Below are 18,533 nucleotides of genomic sequence, written 5' to 3'. Positions count from 1 at the left end.
TCTCACACAAAGTCAGGTGCCTTCGGGCAACTGACTTTCCCTTTTCTACCGAAGCCAGATTATGTTACTTCAATCACATGTACTGTTTATTTCGTCACGAAAATGGGCGATTGTTGCTGCATTTTTTATCAGCTTATCAATTGGCCTGGATAGTTGGGCCAATGATCAGGATACCTCTTTGCGCCTGAATCAAAGTATTGATCTGCAGTCGCTCCAGCAGGAACGGCAAATCCTTGAGGGTGAAGATTACCTGAAAGGTGAACGCCCAACACTCACCCTTGATGGCAGAACCTACACCATCAAACATGATGTGAATGATGTTGGCCGTGCCTTGTACCTGTCGATTCAACAAAGACAGTGGCCCGCCGTAATGTATTTTTTAGAAGAATATCGGACGTTTCCTGCAGCAGACCCCATGCTGATGGCCTATGCTCAGGGCTCACTCGCTAGATTACGCGGTGATATGAGGCAGGCCGAAACCGAGTTTTCTAATCTATTGACGATTAATCCTGACTTCTTGCTCGGTCAGTTGGAACTGGCGCGTGTGCTGTTTGAAAACCGTAAAGATGCTGAAGCCAAGCGAATGTTCCAGCAAATTGCTCACACACTCAACCCGGATGATGTGCACCAGCAAGGAGTACTCAAAACCATTGATAGTTTTTTGCAAGCTGTAGATAAACGCCAATCCTGGCAAGGCTCTTTATCCCTGGGCCCGACCTGGTCAGACAACCTGAACCAATCATCGGAAAGCTATACCTGCCTGGGATATGTCGGCTCGGTTTGTCTGTTTGAACGTAAAACCCCCGCCGCCATCAGAGCCGAGGGTCTGGAATACGAGATGACCTTGAACAAGCGCTTTGCCTTGTCTGGGCATCATGGTTTGTATTTTCGTTCATTACTGTTTGGGCAAAGCTACGAAAATGATTCAGCCTATAATGAAAGCCAGCTAAACACTCAGTTCGGCTACAGTTACCACACGCTACGCAACCAGTTGTCACTGGCACCCTCCTTTGAATATTCACGTTACGGCGATGAGTCTCTCTATACCGCTTGGGGGCTGCATGGTGAATGGCTGCATTACCTGACTGATAAACTGATGCTCAAGCTGGAAGCAGACTACAAAGATCAGCAATACAGTCAAGATAATCTGGCATCTCAATATGATGGTTATACCGGATCAGTCTATGCCACTGCCTGGTATGCGCTACCAAACAACTGGACCCTATTTAGTGGTTTGGACTGGACCCGCAAACAAGCGGAAGTTGAGCCGAATACCTATGAACAAATTGGCCTCAGGGCCGGAGTTGCCAAGACCTTTAATCAGTACGTCAATGCGGTGTTTTTTGCATCTGTACGTGAACGCGAACATGATGCATTCAGTGCGATATTTGCTGAGCAGCGAAAAGATGTGGAACAAAACTATACCGCTATCCTGCGTTTTCCTGGCCTTGCCGTATATGGATTGGAACCCAATCTGACCTTCAAACACCGCAAAGTGGATAGCACTATAGACTGGCTGTACTCCCATAACCGTAACAGTGTCAGCTTGAAACTGGAAAAACGTTTTTGAATACCTGCCCGATAGTGAGAATTTTATGCGACAACTTCATCTTGGTTTATTGATCCTGTGTTTATTATTTTTCAGTCTGCAGTCCCATGCAAGCACTGCAGACTGGCAAGCATTTCAGTCACAGGCAACTCAAGCCTATCAGAGCGGAGACTATCTACAGGCCGAGCAAGCGATACAGCAAGCCATCCGCGTGGCCGAAAAGGCTGATAATGGCGACGCCTATCAAGCCAGCAGTTTAAATATGCTGGCCTATATTTATTCAGCGCAAGGGCAAACCGATCAGGCTCTGGAGGTGATCGCTGAAGCCGTGCAACTAAGCAGGCTGGCATCTGGAGACCATCAGGAACAGTTAGGTCAATTATTATTCAACCAGGGACAGTTATTGCAACAGGCCAATCGCTTCGAGCAAGCCAGACTGGCTTATCAGCTGTCCATTGAGCGTTACCTCGCCCTGATGAGTACCGGTGAAGGTAAGTTGTGGCAGGCCGTGTTGGCACAAGCGCAGATACTGACGCAAGAACATCAGTATGCCGAAGCAGAAAACCTGATCAACAATGCCTTGGCAGGCTTTGCGGAGACAGAGTATTATAATCCACAACCCACCTCCGCACCGGACAGGGTGGATTTACTATTATTGCTGGCGCAGATACACACCGCGCAGCAGCAACCGCAACAAGCCATTGGTGCCTTAGAACAGGCCAGACAAGCCTTACAGCAAAGCTCGCAACCAGATAATGAACGCCTACTGAATGTATTGGAGCACCTGGCGAATGTCTATGATGATGCTAACCAGGAAGCCAAGTCTACTCCCCTACGCGAACAGGCCTTATTGTTACGCCAGCAACAAACTGAGCCGAGCCTGGCCAGCGTGATGCACCTTAATGAACTGGCACTGCGCCATCAACTGAATGAAAACTACCCACAAGCCGACAGTCTGTACCAACAGGCGCTTGACCTGCTGTCAGACTTGAATGAAAACGAATCTGTTGAGCAGGCGCTGATCTTGGGCAATCTGGCCAGTCTAAAACTTTCACAGAGAGATAACACTGCCGCGTTGGCCTTATTTGAGCAAAGCCTGTTGCTGCATGACCAGTTGAAACAGCGTCCGCTGGAAGCATCACAAATAGCCAGCTATACTGCCACTATCTATTATAATCAGCGGCAATATGAGCAAGCTGAGCCACTGTTTCTGAAAGCCTTGGCGTTGCTGGATAGTGCTCCATCAGCGAATCAGGAAAGCCTGCTGGTTGCACTGGATAATCTTACGGCCCTGTACACATCCTGGGGGAAACCAAGCATGGCCCGGCCTTACAGTAATCGAGCCAGAGCCCTGAAAACCAAATAAACGCGAATCTCAGTTTATTTTTACGGAAATCATGTTTTCATTCGGTATATAAAGCATACCCACTGATCTTTAATGGATAATAGCCTGATGACCTTAACGATAAACAATGAAACCCCAAAACCTCTGGTTGGCTTATGTTAATCATTGCGTTATGGCGTTTGTTGGCTCTGTTTTTTGTCGGACTGGCTTTTATCGGTGCTATTCTTCCAGGCATACCCACGACCGTATTTCTGCTTTCAGCTGTATGGGCTTCCGCCAAGGGTTGGCCAAAATTACACGATTGGCTATTGGCGCATCCTCGTTTTGGACCGCTAATTAGCCAATGGCAAACCCATAGAGCCATCCCACGCCGCGCCAAGTGGATTGCCGGTCTCAGTATGCTAGTCAGTACGTTCTTGCTTCTTTCCAGTAGTGCACCCTTATGGGTTAAATACACAGCACCGACCCTCATGGCGGTGGTGATGATATGGTTGGCAAGCCGGCCTGAAATGCCGACCACCTGTCCGATGAAAATTAAAACGAAAGTAATTAATCCTGAATAATATCGGCCATACAGGCCTGCAGCGCTTTAGCCACATATTTTTCTACAGAAGAAACCGATACATTCAAACGTTTTGCAATTTCTTTATAACTGAGATTATCCAACTGCCGTAACAATAAGGCCTCACGCACTTTATCAGGCAAGCGGTGCAGCAGCGCATCGATACTGACAAGCGATTCAAGCATCAGTACATGCTCTTCAGCCGATGGCACATACTGTTCCGGCAATTGTTGCAGATACTGTTCATAAGCTTTTTTAACCTGCTGCCGACGATAGCTATCAATCAACAAGCCTTTGGCAATGTGCGTTAAAAAGCGTTTTGACTCATGTTTCTGGGGTAGATAGCCACAAGTCAGAATACGCATATAGGTATCGTGTATTAAGTCTGCCGTATCATCCGGGCACCCAAGACGCCGCTGGATAAAGATAGACAGCCAAGTACGGTTTTCAAGATACAATTTTTCAACCTGTTCCGCATGCTGTGTACTAATAGCCGTCATGAACCAATGCTCCGATAGCTCCCTTAAATGATATTAGTTATCATTATTATTAATATCAACCCATGATGCAAGCTTTTCCATATAACCGGCTACCTCACAAACCATAGCGAGCCCACCGACAAGATCAGCATTACGGCAAAGATAATATTTGCCGTCCGCCCAATGCTTGGCTTTCTTAGCAAATTGGAAAAAGTCGCACCAAAGGCAAGCCAGGCGATACTGAAAGATAGAATGACCAATATGAGCGCTAACAGTTTGCAGATTGTATCGGCCATCAGGCTGTTATCCACAATGGTATGGCTTGAATAGACCGCACCGATGGCTGCAAATGCTTTGGGATTGGCAATTGCAAGACTGAATCCAGGTAAAAAACTTGGCGCGTTATCAGACAATCGCTTTACCTGACCTACAGGCGCAGTTGCAATTTTCACAGCAAGAAAAAGAATATAAACGCCAGCAATGCTTGATAGAATTACACGCATCATTGGCTGGGCAAGTATGAGGGTTGTAACACCGGTTGCGATCATAAGCAGCACGGTTATTGTTCCCATAATAATGCCATACAGGTAATTCAGACTTTGCCTGAAACCAAACGCGGAGCCAAGTCCGGCAAGACTCAGAGTTGCAGGTCCAGGACTTCCCATCAAGGGAAGAGCTGCCAGCCACAAGAACAACAGATTATCCACCATAAGCCAGCCCTCTGCTGGGTGCTGGACGCTCCAGCACCAACAGGTGTGCAACGGCTGAAAACACGCCTAAAAGGATAGCGAGGTACCAGACCTGATCATAACTGGCGTATCGGTCAAAGAATACTCCGCCAAGCCAAACCCCGGCAAAACCTCCAAGCTGATGACTTAGAAAGACAAATCCAAACAAAGTACCCATGGCGCGAGGACCAAACATCGTAAGCACCAGCGCACTGGTCAGCGGGACTGTTGAAAGCCACAAGCCACCCATCACAAGAGCAAAAATCATCACCGATGTTGGCGTGAGGGGCAGTGAAATAAAAATAATAATGACAAATGCTCTCAACGCGTAGATCGCGGCAAGCACGTATGGCTTTGGAAACCAGGTTCCCAGGCGCGAGGCCAATAAGGTGCCAAAGATGTTCGCAAAACCTGCCAAAGCAAGGGCCTGGAGCCCCAGGGCACGCAACTCTGCAGGAGAAGCTGAGGAAATGCAGAAGTTCTGAACATAGTTCGGTAGGTGTGCAGTGATAAAAGCAAGATGAAAGCCACAAACAAAAAACCCTATATTGAGCAAAGTGTAGCTTGTATGCCCAAAAGCATTTCGGATTGTGTGCGTCATTGAAACAGGCTCGGCACTACCGATGGGCAAGTTAACTTTTACCCGGAGAAATGGGATGCACAGTGCCATTGGAACCAGCGTAAAGGTAACAATAACAAGCGTAATCCGCCAATCGAACCATTCTATTAACCAGGAGGTTAATAGAGGCAGAACAACCTGACCGGAAGAGCCTATCGCCGAGGTAATACCAAGATAATAGCTACGCTTTTCTTCCGGTGCAGCTCTGCCAACTACGGCTAATATAGTTCCAAAAGCAGTTCCTGAAATCCCCATACCAACCAGTACGCCAGCACCCAGATGTTGAGCCAAGGGCGTCGAACTCAGAGCACAGACCAGCATACCAAGGACATAGCACATAAAACCCAGCCATAATGCACGCCGATCACCAAATTTATCAGCAATAATGCCGAAACCAGGCTGTGCAAGTCCCCATACCAAATTCTGAATAGCGATAGAAAATGAGAATATATCGATTCTGCCGCCAAACAGCTCGTTTGACAAAGGTTCAACGACACCTCCAAACATAGCCCGAACACCAAAGGCCAGTGCCAACACAATACCACCGGCCAGGATGATGGGCGTCATTGCCTGATTGGTACCAGCATCTGTGCTTTTGTTAGTCATCATGATGATTACGCTCCTTTATCGCCACACCAGTACTAAGACATCTGATCTGCAACCCGAGGAATGTTGCACTTGAATTGACCTAGATATTAGCAACGATATACACTTTAAAAAAACGAATATATTTGAACTTAGACTTTAGGTTTTTTGAATTGAATATAGCCTTTGATATTGATGCCCTTCGTGCCGTTGTGTCCGGGATCGACCTGCATAGCTTCGCACGTGCGGCTGAACAACTGGGCCGTTCGCAGTCGGCAATCAGCATGCAGTTAAAAAAACTGGAACAGCAGACGGGTACACAACTGTTCGTGCGCAAGGGCAGAAATCTGGTGCCAACAGAAGCGGGAGAGGTGCTGGTTGCCTATGCGCGCCGGATTATTGCTCTTAATGATGAAGCCGCACTTACTCTCGGGGCAACAGCGACTTCAACGACAGTGCGCCTTGGCTTGCCTCAGGATTTTTTTGAAGATGTGATGCCTGCCACCCTATCAGAGTACTCGCACAAACACCCTGGCGTTCACGTAGAAGTCCAGGCTGGACCAAATCATGTATTAGCAGAAGAGGTTCGGGCAGGTCGTCTGGATGTTGCCATCGCTTTTTTCTCCACAAACACCAGAAATGAGGGAGAGCTCATTGGCGAACTCCCCATGCGCTGGATGGCCCACGAGGACTTCATAAACAATGCTACAGATAGCAGGATACCCTTGGTATTATTTGACCACCCTTGTATCTTTCGACAGTCGGTTCTCGCCGCACTCGATCAGGCAAACAAGCGTTGGCGAGTTGCAGTAACAACACCAAGCCTTCCTGGTATATGGGCGGCATTACGTTCAAACCTAGGGTTTGCAGTACGTACAGAGCACGGTATGCCTAGTGACATTAAGTGCATTGATAGCCAGCTTGAACTGCCAAAACTACCACCCATCACCCTCAAAATACTGCGGTCATCCAATACCACACCTGCAGTGCACGATTTATACGAAATTCTGCAACGCGAAACCATCAAGCGGGTTATTCCAGATTGATGCCTGCTGTTTGAAGCTAAGCCATTGGAAAGTCCAGAAGGGTACGCAATTTCATATCTGCTAAGGAATATGCTGGGTTATCAAAGTCGTGAGGTGCCGGCACAACAACCGTTTGCATTCCTGCTGCCTTAGCAGCCGCCACACCAGAAACAGAATCTTCAAAGGCAATGCACTCGTTGGCATGGGCTCCCAGCTTTTTTAACGTGGATAAATACACCGCTGGATCAGGCTTACCTCTTTCCACATGTTCAGATGATGAAATTCCATGGAAATATGGGGCAATATCTAACCTGTTCAGAACCGTAGCAATCAACCTGAACGGCGAGTTAGTTGATAAGCCAATCCGGTAATTTTTTTTATGGAAATAACTGAGTATCTCTTTAGTCCCTGTCATCGGCTGACCATTCTTTTGTATCAATTCATCGACATAATTAATCACTTCATTTTCAACCGTTTCTATGGACTTATGTTTCCACGGAAAACGTGCGTACCAGAATTCAGCAACCTCTCTGGTTGTCATGGATGCAGTTTTTTCACAGAGTGAATCTGATAACTCTACGCCAACCGATGAGAAGACCCTTCTCTCAGCTTGAGCCCAAAATGGCTCGGAATTGATCAAAAGACCATCCATATCAAAGATGACTGCATTTATCTTCACAGTTTATTTATCCCTTCCAACTAGTCGATCTGGTCAGCTTGCTGACACCACAATGAACTACCAGCCATTGTAGCACTCACCACGAAAGAACGTTGATTTCTCTGATCACCTGGTATTTCTAAGCTGGGCAGCGGAACCCGGCTCATCCCAGAGTTTTCACGAAATGCTCAGCCAGCACCCTTACCGCTGGCAATATATCTTTGCGTGAAGGGAAAGCCATATACAACGTATGCCGTTGTGCCAGCTTCGGTTCATCAATATCGAGAGTTCTCAGACGCCCCTCCATAAGGTCATTTTTGCAGATTGGGAGAGGCAGGTAAGCAATCCCGCCTCCAGCCAGGCACACTTGACGCAACAGTTCCAGACTGTTGGTTTTTATGCGGGCGCTGGCCCAGCTCAACGTCGAAAACGTCAGCGCTGACTCCCTAGATGGATCATCCTCTGTGAAGTAGCTATTTAGCCAGTGCCCCGCGAGTGATTTTTCCCTCAATGGCACTGACGACGATTCCAGGTAAGCAGGACTCGCCACAAAAACTGCAGAAAAATCTCCCAGTCGACGTATAATAATAGATTCTTTATCAGGCACCCCGACCCGGAGTGCAAGGTCAATATTTTCCTCTACCAATCCGGTTACCCGATTGGTTACTTGCGTCTCGATAGTTATTTCAGGATGCTTATCAACGAAATTCAGCAGCGACAGAGCGAGCTGTTGTTGCGGATATTCCACCGGAACGCTGATTCGAAGCACCCCTTTAAATCTCCCAGCCCTTCTCCCGATTTTTTTTTCAGAGTCCATGAGAGCATCGATGGAAACAGCCGAGTTTTCGTAAAGCAACTTGCCATCCACAGTCAAAGTCACCACCCGAGTCGTTCGTTTGAACAAACGCGTACCCAGGTAATCTTCCAGTGCTTTGATGCGGGTACTGATAGTCGATCTAGGCAAGCCCATCACCCGAGCTGCAGCGGTGAAGCTTCCGGGCCCTAACAACTTCGACAAATGTTCTAATCTGGTTCAGATCCACAGAAGTAAGCCCACCAATTGTCCAATTAAATGAACAGTATTAACGCTATTTAACGGTATTATATTCAAAATTAGCCAAATACAATTACTAAATAGTCTTGAGCATATCCTTGAATAGGAGATAAATCATATGAAAAGCAAACAAATTATAGAGCCTGAACACACTGAATTTTCAGGAATGTGTTGCGACTTTCTGGTAACTCCAGACGATACTGAAGGATTTTTCAATGTCATTGAGATGCACGTAGCACCAGAGATGGGAGCACCACTGCATATTTCTTTCGACGAATACAAATTCTTCAAAATCATCAGCGGTAATATCGAATTCTACGCTGGTGATGAAGTGTGGAAACTTCAGGGAGGCGATAGCGTCATGGTTAATAAAGGAGATAAGCATGGTTTCAAAAACATCAGTAAAACAATCGCTACCATCGTTCTTGTTTCCAGTCCGCCGCGACATGTCGATTTCTTCAGGGAAATGGGCACCCTACCCACCCCTCACGATTCCAAGCAGGTGATGAAAATATGCGAACGCAACCGCCAACAGTTACTAATGCCGTGATGTGGCACACCCAACAAAGGTAAGCCCCCTACGCAACGGCGCCTAAATGTGCCCTGCATAAAAAAGGCACTGCCCTCATGAATCGATAGGCCAGGGTCTACCCATCCCCGGAAGCGTCCTTTAACCTATCCGCCAGCTCAAGAATCTCCTTACCCATCACCACCCGCTCTTGCCAGTGGGCGGGGATGCTGTCCAATCCGTACCAGGCACCGGCAAGCTGACCGCAAACAGCAGCCGTGGTATCAGCATCATCGCCCAGGTTGGCCGCCGCCAGCACCGCATCACTGAAACTCTCGGTGTGATAAAAACACCAGAGGGCGGCTTCCAGGCAGTCGATGACGTAACCACTGCCTTTAATTTCGTCTCGGCTTTTATGCCGGTAATGCCCTTGCTGAATGGCCTGAACTTTAGCTGTTTCAGGCTGGTAGCCTGCGCAACTCAGCAGGGCTTCACGATCTTCACTGGTGTCTGCATAGGCCTGGTGCAGCAGGGCTGCAAAATAACGACAGGCATCGACACACTCTTTAGCACCGTGCGTGGTGCGGGAGCTTTCGCCAGCAAAATGCAGGGCTTGCTCGGCATCGGGGCTGAAGTACATCACCACCGGCGCCAGGCGCATTAGCGAGCCATTGCCCGCCGAGAAGGGATCACGGGAACCTGCCAACGGGTTGCCCGTGCGCAGATAACAACTGATGGCCTCAGAGACAGTGGCACCGATATCAAAGCAGCGGCCATTACTGCTCATGTAGCCATTGGAGCGCCAATCACAGTAACGGCGCATCTGGTCTTCGGCATCAAACCCCTGGCAGTCCAGTAGTGAGTGAGCCAGGCACAGCGCCATGGAGGTATCATCCGTCCACTGGCCAGGTTTGAGCAAAAACGGCCCGCCACCCACCATATCGGTGATAGGCTCAAAACTGCCACGTGGACGAAATTCAAGCGTGGTGCCAAGCGCATCTCCAACTGCCAGCCCCAGCAGGGAGCCGCGATAGCGTTGCTGTCGGTCAGGCATCGGTTTTTCTCCTGCTGATTGCCGTAAAACCCTTTATACTGTCCGGGAAGATAGATAATAGAGTGACACCCATCTTGACCTATCGCAATCACCATTTTTCCGCACCTTCAGCCCTCGAGCTGGCACAATCAACCAGTGGTGAGGCAACCCTGCCAGGGTGGGCGCGACGCTCTATTAATCGTTGTAATCTGCCGCCGGTGATTCTCGGTAGTCTGGCTTTTCAACAACAACCGGCTCCCTTGTTCATTGATGGCGTGCACACCTTGCACCGGCAGCTTTTTATGTAGCGCGGCGCGATATTTGGTTTCGTTTTGCGCGATATTTGACCCTGTAGAAACCTTTCACTAACGGCAATAGCTTTTCATTAATCGCCGTCCGCAGTATCAATACAGAACCATATTATAGGTGGGTAGGTTCGGAGCCTGTTCAGTGATCTGCTGACCCTTGATATAAACTCTATTACCTGGCGTTCCAGTGCCGCTCACTCTCACTGTGTCACCGCTCAATAGCTCTACGGTGCTCCGCTGGCCATCAGTGTTTAGGACCGTGGCGATCTGGGTACTATCCTTTCCGAGCAGCCCCTCGAATTGCTTCCAAACGTTAGTCATCACCCTGCCGCTCCGCATCCTCTGCAATCCATTTATCGATAGCAGTATCTAGTTCAGGACCGCCAGTAATGCACTCCTCCTCTGGAGCATACGCATTGCCATTTCTAAGCCACTGGTATCTGCGGGCATCTTTTTCTGCATCAGCCTTAGCGGCTAGATAGCCATCCATCCACGTTTGTATATATGCTTCTTGATCGCCTGAAAACATGGTATTCCAGTCCTCGGCACCGTGGTTTTTAACGCACTCGCTTTCAGCCAGCACCTTCAGTTCTTCATCAGCCTGATTGTCCTTACCTGTATTGAATAAGCTTAACCGAGTATCTGGAGGCGTAGTGGTTATCTCACTGCTTCCTTGCGGCCTATCACCCCAGCCATACAGCCTAAGGGACGGCTTTCCTATCGGTTGAGTGTGGTTACAGGCTGCATCAAAAATATCTAAATCAGTGAGATGCCCTGTATTGTAGTCAATCTTACCGACACGCAATCCCTTATCATCAACGAGATTTCCGTGCCCATCGTCAGAATACGGGCCATATTTGACCGTTCCTGGAACAGCCTTCAGTTTTATATCTTGATGAGAAATAGCCATTGGTTGGGCTCCTGTTGATTCTTGATGATCACATCCAGTTGTTCTAATAATACTACCTTTGGGGGGTATGTGAATTAATCATCGATTTTTCTTTCCATGCCCAATATCTGCCGAACTGAAATCTCCTCCTCGGTACTGGCTGCTGTGATTTCTGTACTACTGATCAGTACGGGGTATGCGGTGCCGGTGTCGGGCTGGATCTCTACCAGGTGCCCTGGGAGTATTAAACCTGGCGCGTTGTCGGGGGTTAGCCATGTTGTGGCTCTGATGGTTTCCCATACGCCTCCCTGGGCGATTTCATTGCGGCCTCGTTCGTAGCCTGCTGCTTGATCGGTGATCAGGTCGTGCTGCTGGATGGGGGCCAGTATGTCGCCTGCGGTGCCGTCTCGGGTTACTGTGACAATTACCCCGCCAACTGCGCCACCTGTGACGATTGCACGGTTGTACCGGGGTTGTGTGCGGTATTCGCTGCCGCTTTGAAGGATAAAGTCCTCTGGTAGAATCGCGTCCAGTTGAGTGCTGGCTTGGGTCCACTTGTGAGGGTCTACTGGGTAGCGTGGTTTAACGATCAGCGTTTTGTCGTTTGGATGGCTCTGCAGGATCGCGCCAATGGATTCCGCTATGCGCTTGATTGCAGCGATTGGGTCCAGGTCGTGGTATGTGTATGCGCCACCGGGTATCTGCCAGTCTGGGCCGTGCCAGTCGAGGGTGAAGCCGGTATTCTGCAGCTCCTGCTCAGCGAGCTGTCGGGCTGAATATGGGGCGGTGACAAGCTTGCTGCGCTGGGGTGCGTAGGGGTCTGATAGCCAGGCGGTGCGGCTGCGACCTTGGATAGTGAATACTGTCTGGCCGAACTGGCGTGATTTGGTGTAGCTTTCGACCAGTGCTGTGAATAAATGGCCATTGATTTCGCAGCCCAGTTCACGCGGACCGTTGCTGTTGGGTTTGATGATCTCCAAATGAGCTGGATCACTGATAGTGGCTGTCAGGCTCCAGGCCCAGGTGTCAGCGTCAGTGTACCAGCGCACGTTAGTGGCTTCGATCTCTGCGCCGTCCGGGATTCGCCATAGCGTTATATTTGGCATGATGATGTAAACCTCGCTGATGATCGGTTGTGGTGGCCTCGGTGCTGGGTCTGTGTCTGGTTCTGCGTTCCAGCCACCGCCGCCGATGTAGTCTGGTAGTGGGCGCTCCCAGCGTCCGTTGCCCCACTTGACTCGGTTGTCCTGGTCGTTTTCGGTGGGCACTTTATGCGGTACGCCGCTGATGCTGTCGGTCGGCATGATCGGCTGGTCGCCGTAGGGTGATGGGGCACCCCAGCTGAAATCCAGCGCTAGTGGATCGGGATTGTACCCCGCTTCGGTAAAATTAAAATCGACAGCGTTTCCTACCGGTGGTGTGTAGTCCCTGGTATCCCAGATTGGGTGCTTGGTCATCCAGTGCTGTACACGCCAGAAAGGGATCAGCTTGTGCTCGTCTTTTGGTGGTGGGTGGCTGTATCGCTGCCAGTTGTATCCGTCGGCCCACTCCTGGAAGTCGGCCCATTTGAACTGCAGCCCCCGATCCTTCCAGTCCGGGTGGCTGTATTGCTGTCCACTGTGTCGGTCGGTATCGCTGAAGGTATCCCAGGGAATCAACACACCGTCGTCTAATCGACGGAACTTCTGTGCAGTCATACGTGGCTCGCCGTTCTTTGTGTCCCCATCTTGCCAGCGCACATCTGTGATTGGACGCTTGGCCGGTATCAATCCGAAAGGTAGCGATTTGATGGCCTGACCGGGGGTGCCTCGTTTCCAGCACAAACCACCTGATGCACTCCCACCGCTTGATCCGATCAAGCCGGTACCGGGGATGGTTTCTCCCCAATTCAGCGCCAGCCCTGCTGACAGCATCGGCATATATGCTGCCAGCTCCAGCGCCACCCCTCGAACCATTTCTATGTTCGCGGTTAATGTCGGTAACGTTGATGCGATAACGATATCGCGGGATATATCAAGATAAAGCTGAATCGATGACTGCAGAGCAGGCAGCGTGGGTGCAATCGAAAGATCGAAGGCTGATACTGAGGTGTCGGTAAACGAAAAGTCGACAGCATTGCCAGTTGGTGGCGTGTACGCCTCAGTGAAGTTAAAATCGACAGCATTACCAGCTGGTGGCGTGTAGCTCATGTTAGCTACCTGGCTCTATCAACTGGGGTGTAGTGCCTTCTTTGATGCGGATCGGGCCACCAGCCACGATGCTGGTAGTGTTTATGATAAAGTCAGCGCCGCTGCCCTCAGCGCCCACGCTGCCATCCAAAACTGTATTACCGTCTCCATCCCGGAACCGGCCCCATGACGCTATGTTGCTCGCATCAGCGCTGGCATCTTCAGTCCATGCATAAAACTCTATCGCTACAACAGTGACGCCTCCTGCCAGCTCTGTAACAACAACGGTTCCACAGGGCTGGCTAAGAGTTAGAGTGCCGAGCAGGATCGGTATCTCGCCCAGATCACGCCAGGTGATGTCATTGTCAGTGACCGTAGATCCGTTTGTTGGCCATGCCGGTGCGGTGGCAGCACTGGTGCCGCCGTTCTCAGCTCTGTAATATCGTCCCGCAGCTGTAACGTACTCGCCTATGCTGTACGCGGTTTCTGCTGCATAGGCCGGGATGCTATCGATAGATGCATCGGGGTCTGGTTGACCACCGCTGTATTGCTCAAAGGTAGCAGGGGTAAGCGATGCATCAATAGCGTCGATGATTGCCTGGGCGCGGGCGACACGCAGAGTCGTTGCGATGCGGATCGTCATTATAGATTCCTTAAGACTGGAATAATCGGGGCGTGGGCTAAGGGCTTATAGCCGCTAGGGGGATCCGGGAACACGTAGATAGGATCATCTGTTGGTAGGGCTTTCTGATAATTGCCGTCTGCATCAGTATTTACGATTGCTATAAGTTGAGCAGTCGCAGCATCATAAAGTCGAACCTGTGTTAAATACGGCTGGGAGTTTTTTTCAACGCTACCGGCTAAAAAGTATGGATATTTTACTTCGACTAATTCTTGCCATTCAGCATGAGTTAGCAAGGTGTTATAAATTCGCAGCTCATCGAAAATTGCGACAGAACTGTATTTAGCAATTCCTGTTGAACCCAGTGCCGCACCAATGCCAACACGGGCTGGGCCGGACGGAATTATTTCCGGAAAATTACCATATGAGATCGCCATGGTTTTTGCCACTTCGTGGCCATTGATGCGAATAGTTACTCGATCTAAACCATTATTTGTATTAGACGCTCCGTTGTATGCAATACCGACATGGTAAACTTCATTATCATTTATTGGAGCCTCAGTAGCCCTAACATCTCTAAGTGAAGTTCCGCCCAGATTCCCGTACCACAACATTCCAACATAGCCATTTACTGTGCGAATAGTAAACTGACGAGAGTTTTCATTGTGATTAGAGTCCCCGAGTTTTGTAAACAAATTATCTAGGTTTGAGCCTCTAACAAAAAAACCAATCGAGAAAAGCGCCCCTGGCGCTGATACTAAGTCATCAAAAACATTACCTAAGTCCGCTGCTCCATTTTCATTAACTTGGAGGGCATGCCCGACTATATCTGTAACTTGAGTTGCATTCGTTAGAGTCGCAGTAATATCTCCCACATCTAACGCCAGCTGAGTATCAGTGATTCCCGTCATCGAGCTGTAAGCAACAAGATTCGGATGTGCTGGATCAAGGATTGATATCTCGCTCATCAGTCTGCATCCCCTCTAATCTGAAGTTTAAATGAGTCATCGTCTGCCGTAGGCGTGCCACTGATCGTTGTTCGTGCGATCCAGATCGGCGCGTGCGCGGCATCGGTGTTAAATCTGAGTACGTTATTGGTCGCCCATCCTCCACCCCAGCCTGCCGCGTAAATCGTGAAGTACGGCTCTCCGGTCACTGGGTTGATTGGTGTGCAATCGGCACTTGTATTGCCGGTTGTGATGACACCCACAGTCTCGCCGACCACGTTAAACGTGGTGCTGCTGGTGAATATGATCGCCCAGCGCTCCCTGATCGCGTTGCTGTTGTTGACGGTGATCGGATATAGCACGTTGTTGTATTGCGCATTTGTTGAGCTGCCGATGCGCTGGTCGCTCCAGACGCTGGTCCAGCTTGCTTGACTGAACACGTTACGCGCTCGGCTGCCGAGGGGGCCGAATATCATGGCGCTGCTGATCCATGTATCGGCTGGGTCGTAGGCTCGTGGTATCGCGCCGACTAACCGCAGCTGACCGTTGATCTCGGCCTCGTTGACAAGGGCCATGTCCTCAACACGGTGGTGTGCCGCTAGTGGCATGTCGTAGGTGCTTAGATCAGCCAGTGCGTCGATGGTGATGGTTCCAGCCAGGCGATTGACTGTGTATAGCTCTGGGTCAACTTTTAGTCCGGTGCTGTCGGTTAGCCAGGCCCCCGCCAGCTCATCGCGTGGCAGGGTGATGAGCTGGCCTGCGGTGACGGTACCGGCGTCGGTTTCCTGGGTGTTGTGGATGACAATGACTTCGCCTGCGCGGATGATGGGTACGCGGCCGTCTATGGGTAGGCGTACTGGATCGAGGCCGAGGATGCTTGCGTCGAGTGGCATCATTGAGTAAACCACGGCGTTGAATTTGGCGGTGTAGGGTACGACGCGGTGCGGTACCCAGATGGTGCCGTCTGTCTCGATGTTGGCGGCGTTATACCAGGGCTCGGCCTTTTGTTCGACTGTTAGAGTGCTGTCTTGCACATAACGCCCGAAGCGCACGTCGACAATGCCGGTTTCCCAGTTGACGGTGCCTTGCATGTCGGCACTGTCGATGGTGCCGGTGAAGTTGGCGCTGCCGGTTATCTGTGTGCCGTTGTCGAGGTTGGCGCGGATAAAGAGTGAGCCAGGGCGCAACGGGGCACCTGGGGTGCGGAAATAGAACCCATCGGCAAACCAGGCACCTGGCGTGAGTAGCATGCTGTGCATCTGGACTGCATTGCTGCCGCCTCCGGTGTACTGTTGCAGCGTGACTTCGCCAGATGAATAGTCAATTGTCCCGACGGCGAGTGCTGCACCGGTTTGACGGGTCCAATCGGTATAAATCAACCCCTCGCGGTCGATGTAGCGCTGGCCTGCCCAGGTGAATTCTATGCTGCCCGGTATGATGTATCGGCGCGTTAGTGGTGTCAGGTTGAAAGAAACGTCCTCGGCATCAATTGTTTCTGTGAGGGTTTCCGGCAACACGCTGTCGAGTTGGTATTTAACCGTTACAGCGCTACTGAGTACGGCTACCTCGCCACTGATGCGATCATAGGTTTCACGGGCACCGGTTTCCGGGTTTGTCCACACCGCTGTGCTGGTTCGGGTGTAGTCATAATCTGTGAATAGTGTGACTTCACCGGTTGTGTAGTTGATTGATCCAGATGCACCAACCAGCCCGCCTGCACCATCATCGGTGACGGTTTTTGTCAGCGTTACGTTATTGACAGCCCCCGGCCCCTGGAATCCATGACTGTGCGGTTGATTACGCACTTCCTGCACCTGATATTCAGCTGCAAAACTGCCGGGGCGGATCGGGGCATCTGAAATTGTGAAGGTTACGGATTGGCCGACCTGGGTAAGCGCCGGGGTTTCTGTTACGGCGAAGCCCTGATCGTATTCGACGCTGAAGATGGCTCCACTATCCGGCACCAGGTTGGGGCGAATGCCGATACGACCGTTGCCGTAGACTACGCGCCCAGTGGCCGCACCGGTCAGATTGCCGTTGCCATCATCGGTTGCTGTAACCGTGGCACCGCCGCCACCCGACTCCCAAGTGATCGTCAGACTGTTGGGAACGATATCGCCCGCACTGACCTCCAGCATGATATAACCCGGATCAATCTCTTGATCCTGCTGCCGGATCTCGTAGTTGTCCGGTGTGGCCCATGAGTAAATAATAAAACTGCCAGTGTCAGGAAGTGCCCCGAGCGTAACAATCACACTGCCAGAGGCATAATCAATCGTACCTGCACCGCCAAATTCATCGCTCATCTGGCCGTTACCGTTATCTTGCATCCGGTACCATCGGCCCTGTGCCATATAATCCACAAACAGGGTGCCCGGTTGTGGGATGGGTCGCAGCGTTCGGGTGTAGTTGTAGCCTCGGTTAGCCAGCTTAACTTCCTCGGCATCGGTATGAGCGGTGTCTGTAATGGCTACGGCGGGTGCGGCGGTGACTGCACTACTGCCGCTGGCCGGGATCGCTGAGCCCCGGCTGACAATAATCCCTTCCTCATACTGCACATCGGCATAGACTGAATTGTCGGCATTCAACACCTGGCCCTGTCCGTTATCAGATCGGGTGTTGAGTATCAGCGTTCCTGGAGTGATTGCGCGTCCGAATCCCAGGGTGCGTTCATCATTGTTCGGCAGTAATAGGCTGTACGCACTGCCGCACTGTTGCAGGTTAACGCGGTCGGCACCGGCTTGGACGTCTACAACCGGGCTTTCGACAGTAGCGCTGGGTACCAACTGGCCGAAAATAGTTTCAGCTTTGATCTCCAGATCACCAGGTGCGATCGCTTCTTCCAGGCGCACGATCCCGTAGTAGCGGCTTGCATCCGCGACCTGCGTTAAACGGAACTTGGTTTTAACGTCGGCAACATCTCGGGTCAGGCGCTCTACGGCTGGCAGACCGGGAAACGTACGGCGCAGCGCATTGCCGATTTCCAGCTTCAGCCACATCCGTTCAAAGGTGCCGCGATCATCTTCATAGGTGCGGATCTCCCATTCCACTTTGGTTACGCGGATGTACTGCTGCTCGCCCTGGATGGTTGTCTCGCCGCTGCTATTGGTGGTTTCTTCACTCAGCAGATATACATTGCCCACTTCCGGAAGTGGTGCGTCTACGCGGGTGAATAAAACCACCATGCGCTGTCCCATCAACTGATCACCGAGCAGCGTGTAATCGCTGACGCTGCCCTGTACCACGTATGACTCGATGCGGTCCTGCGCCTGGCGGCGCTCGTCGTTGTAGCTTTGGGTGGTGAACATCAACACGCTGACGCGGGGATCCAGTGGTGCATCGGTGATGATCGCGTGGGCACCGTAGTACATATCGCGGTTGGCGGTCTTAACGGCGGCATAGACTTTGCGTAGGCCGACGTTGCCATAGGTGCGGTCGAGGCGGCTAATGTCTG

The 18,533-nt window shown here is 50.8% G+C and carries 17 protein-coding genes; 6 read left to right on the top strand and 11 right to left on the bottom strand.

Features of this window, described 5'->3' with window-relative positions; genetic code table 11:
- Nucleotides 1–61: 61 nt before the first annotated feature.
- From F5I99_RS03750 to F5I99_RS03740, 3 genes are all read left to right on the top strand, one after another.
- Nucleotides 62–1,570: a porin family protein gene (locus F5I99_RS03750; protein WP_191905941.1), complete on the top strand. Its 1,509-nt coding sequence runs from the start codon at nucleotides 62–64 to the stop codon at nucleotides 1,568–1,570.
- A 25-nt stretch (nucleotides 1,571–1,595) separates the two neighbouring features.
- On the top strand, nucleotides 1,596–2,915 hold the full coding sequence (locus tag F5I99_RS03745; protein WP_151053716.1) for a tetratricopeptide repeat protein: 1,320 nt from the start codon (nucleotides 1,596–1,598) through the stop codon (nucleotides 2,913–2,915).
- Nucleotides 2,916–3,049: 134 nt separating this feature from the next.
- Complete coding sequence (locus F5I99_RS03740) at nucleotides 3,050–3,457, top strand: YbaN family protein (RefSeq protein WP_151053715.1); 408 nt, start codon at nucleotides 3,050–3,052, stop codon at nucleotides 3,455–3,457.
- Here F5I99_RS03740 and F5I99_RS03735 read toward each other — a convergent pair.
- The 3 genes from F5I99_RS03735 to F5I99_RS03725 form a co-directional block, all read right to left on the bottom strand.
- The gene (locus F5I99_RS03735; RefSeq protein ID WP_151053714.1) at nucleotides 3,444–3,956 is read right to left on the bottom strand and encodes a sigma-70 family RNA polymerase sigma factor; all 513 of its coding nucleotides are present in this window, start codon (nucleotides 3,954–3,956) and stop codon (nucleotides 3,444–3,446) included. The two genes, F5I99_RS03740 and F5I99_RS03735, sit on opposite strands and share 14 nt — an antisense overlap.
- Nucleotides 3,957–4,045: 89 nt before the next feature.
- Entirely contained in the window at nucleotides 4,046–4,645 is a 600-nt protein-coding gene (locus F5I99_RS03730) for a LysE family translocator (RefSeq protein WP_151053713.1), read from the bottom strand.
- Nucleotides 4,635–5,819 (bottom strand): MFS transporter, encoded by a 1,185-nt coding sequence (locus F5I99_RS03725; RefSeq protein ID WP_233282112.1) that lies wholly within the window; start codon nucleotides 5,817–5,819, stop codon nucleotides 4,635–4,637. The genes F5I99_RS03730 and F5I99_RS03725 overlap by 11 nt, the downstream gene beginning before the upstream one ends.
- Nucleotides 5,820–6,040: 221 nt before the next feature.
- Here F5I99_RS03725 and F5I99_RS03720 point away from each other — a divergent pair, with 221 nt between their 5' ends.
- Nucleotides 6,041–6,913, top strand: a complete 873-nt coding sequence (locus F5I99_RS03720) for a LysR substrate-binding domain-containing protein (protein WP_225307538.1) — start codon at nucleotides 6,041–6,043, stop codon at nucleotides 6,911–6,913.
- Between the two features lie 16 nt (nucleotides 6,914–6,929).
- Here F5I99_RS03720 and hxpB read toward each other — a convergent pair whose 3' ends face one another.
- Together hxpB and F5I99_RS03710 are read right to left on the bottom strand one after the other, a co-directional pair.
- Nucleotides 6,930–7,571: a hexitol phosphatase HxpB gene (hxpB, locus tag F5I99_RS03715; protein WP_225307537.1), complete on the bottom strand. Its 642-nt coding sequence runs from the start codon at nucleotides 7,569–7,571 to the stop codon at nucleotides 6,930–6,932.
- Nucleotides 7,572–7,713: 142 nt separating this feature from the next.
- On the bottom strand, nucleotides 7,714–8,568 hold the full coding sequence (locus F5I99_RS03710) for a LysR family transcriptional regulator (protein WP_151053711.1): 855 nt from the start codon (nucleotides 8,566–8,568) through the stop codon (nucleotides 7,714–7,716).
- A 154-nt stretch (nucleotides 8,569–8,722) separates the two neighbouring features.
- On the opposite strand from F5I99_RS03710, the gene F5I99_RS03705 reads away from it, so the two are divergent.
- Complete coding sequence (locus tag F5I99_RS03705; RefSeq protein WP_151053710.1) at nucleotides 8,723–9,154, top strand: cupin domain-containing protein; 432 nt, start codon at nucleotides 8,723–8,725, stop codon at nucleotides 9,152–9,154.
- 97 nt (nucleotides 9,155–9,251) lie between these two features.
- Here the strand turns inward: F5I99_RS03705 and F5I99_RS03700 are convergent, their stop codons facing one another.
- Nucleotides 9,252–10,166: an ADP-ribosylglycohydrolase family protein gene (locus F5I99_RS03700; RefSeq protein ID WP_151053709.1), complete on the bottom strand. Its 915-nt coding sequence runs from the start codon at nucleotides 10,164–10,166 to the stop codon at nucleotides 9,252–9,254.
- A 62-nt stretch (nucleotides 10,167–10,228) separates the two neighbouring features.
- On the opposite strand from F5I99_RS03700, the gene F5I99_RS03695 reads away from it, so the two are divergent.
- Nucleotides 10,229–10,453 carry an NAD(+)--dinitrogen-reductase ADP-D-ribosyltransferase gene (locus F5I99_RS03695; protein ID WP_225307536.1) on the top strand — a complete coding sequence of 75 codons (225 nt, stop codon included), beginning with the start codon at nucleotides 10,229–10,231 and terminating at the stop codon, nucleotides 10,451–10,453.
- Nucleotides 10,454–10,766: 313 nt separating this feature from the next.
- Here F5I99_RS03695 and F5I99_RS03685 read toward each other — a convergent pair whose 3' ends face one another.
- The 5 genes from F5I99_RS03685 to F5I99_RS03665 form a co-directional block, all read right to left on the bottom strand.
- The gene (locus F5I99_RS03685) at nucleotides 10,767–11,363 is read right to left on the bottom strand and encodes a hypothetical protein (protein ID WP_151053707.1); all 597 of its coding nucleotides are present in this window, start codon (nucleotides 11,361–11,363) and stop codon (nucleotides 10,767–10,769) included.
- Between the two features lie 74 nt (nucleotides 11,364–11,437).
- Nucleotides 11,438–13,531, bottom strand: coding sequence for a hypothetical protein (locus tag F5I99_RS03680; RefSeq protein WP_151053706.1), 2,094 nt, complete (start codon nucleotides 13,529–13,531; stop codon nucleotides 11,438–11,440).
- Nucleotide 13,532: 1 nt separating this feature from the next.
- Nucleotides 13,533–14,153, bottom strand: coding sequence for a hypothetical protein (locus F5I99_RS03675; RefSeq protein WP_151053705.1), 621 nt, complete (start codon nucleotides 14,151–14,153; stop codon nucleotides 13,533–13,535).
- On the bottom strand, nucleotides 14,153–15,100 hold the full coding sequence (locus F5I99_RS03670) for a LamG domain-containing protein (protein WP_151053704.1): 948 nt from the start codon (nucleotides 15,098–15,100) through the stop codon (nucleotides 14,153–14,155). The genes F5I99_RS03675 and F5I99_RS03670 overlap by 1 nt, the downstream gene beginning before the upstream one ends.
- Nucleotides 15,100–18,324, bottom strand: coding sequence for a hypothetical protein (locus F5I99_RS03665; RefSeq protein ID WP_151053703.1), 3,225 nt, complete (start codon nucleotides 18,322–18,324; stop codon nucleotides 15,100–15,102). Before F5I99_RS03665 ends, F5I99_RS03670 begins: the two co-directional genes overlap by 1 nt.
- Nucleotides 18,325–18,533 lie beyond the last annotated feature (209 nt).

The sequence above is a fragment of the Nitrincola iocasae genome (assembly GCF_008727795.1).
Classification (GTDB): Bacteria; Pseudomonadota; Gammaproteobacteria; order Pseudomonadales; family Balneatricaceae; genus Nitrincola; species Nitrincola iocasae.
Note: the sequence above shows the minus strand (reverse complement) of the source record. Positions and strands in the feature narration are given on the sequence as shown.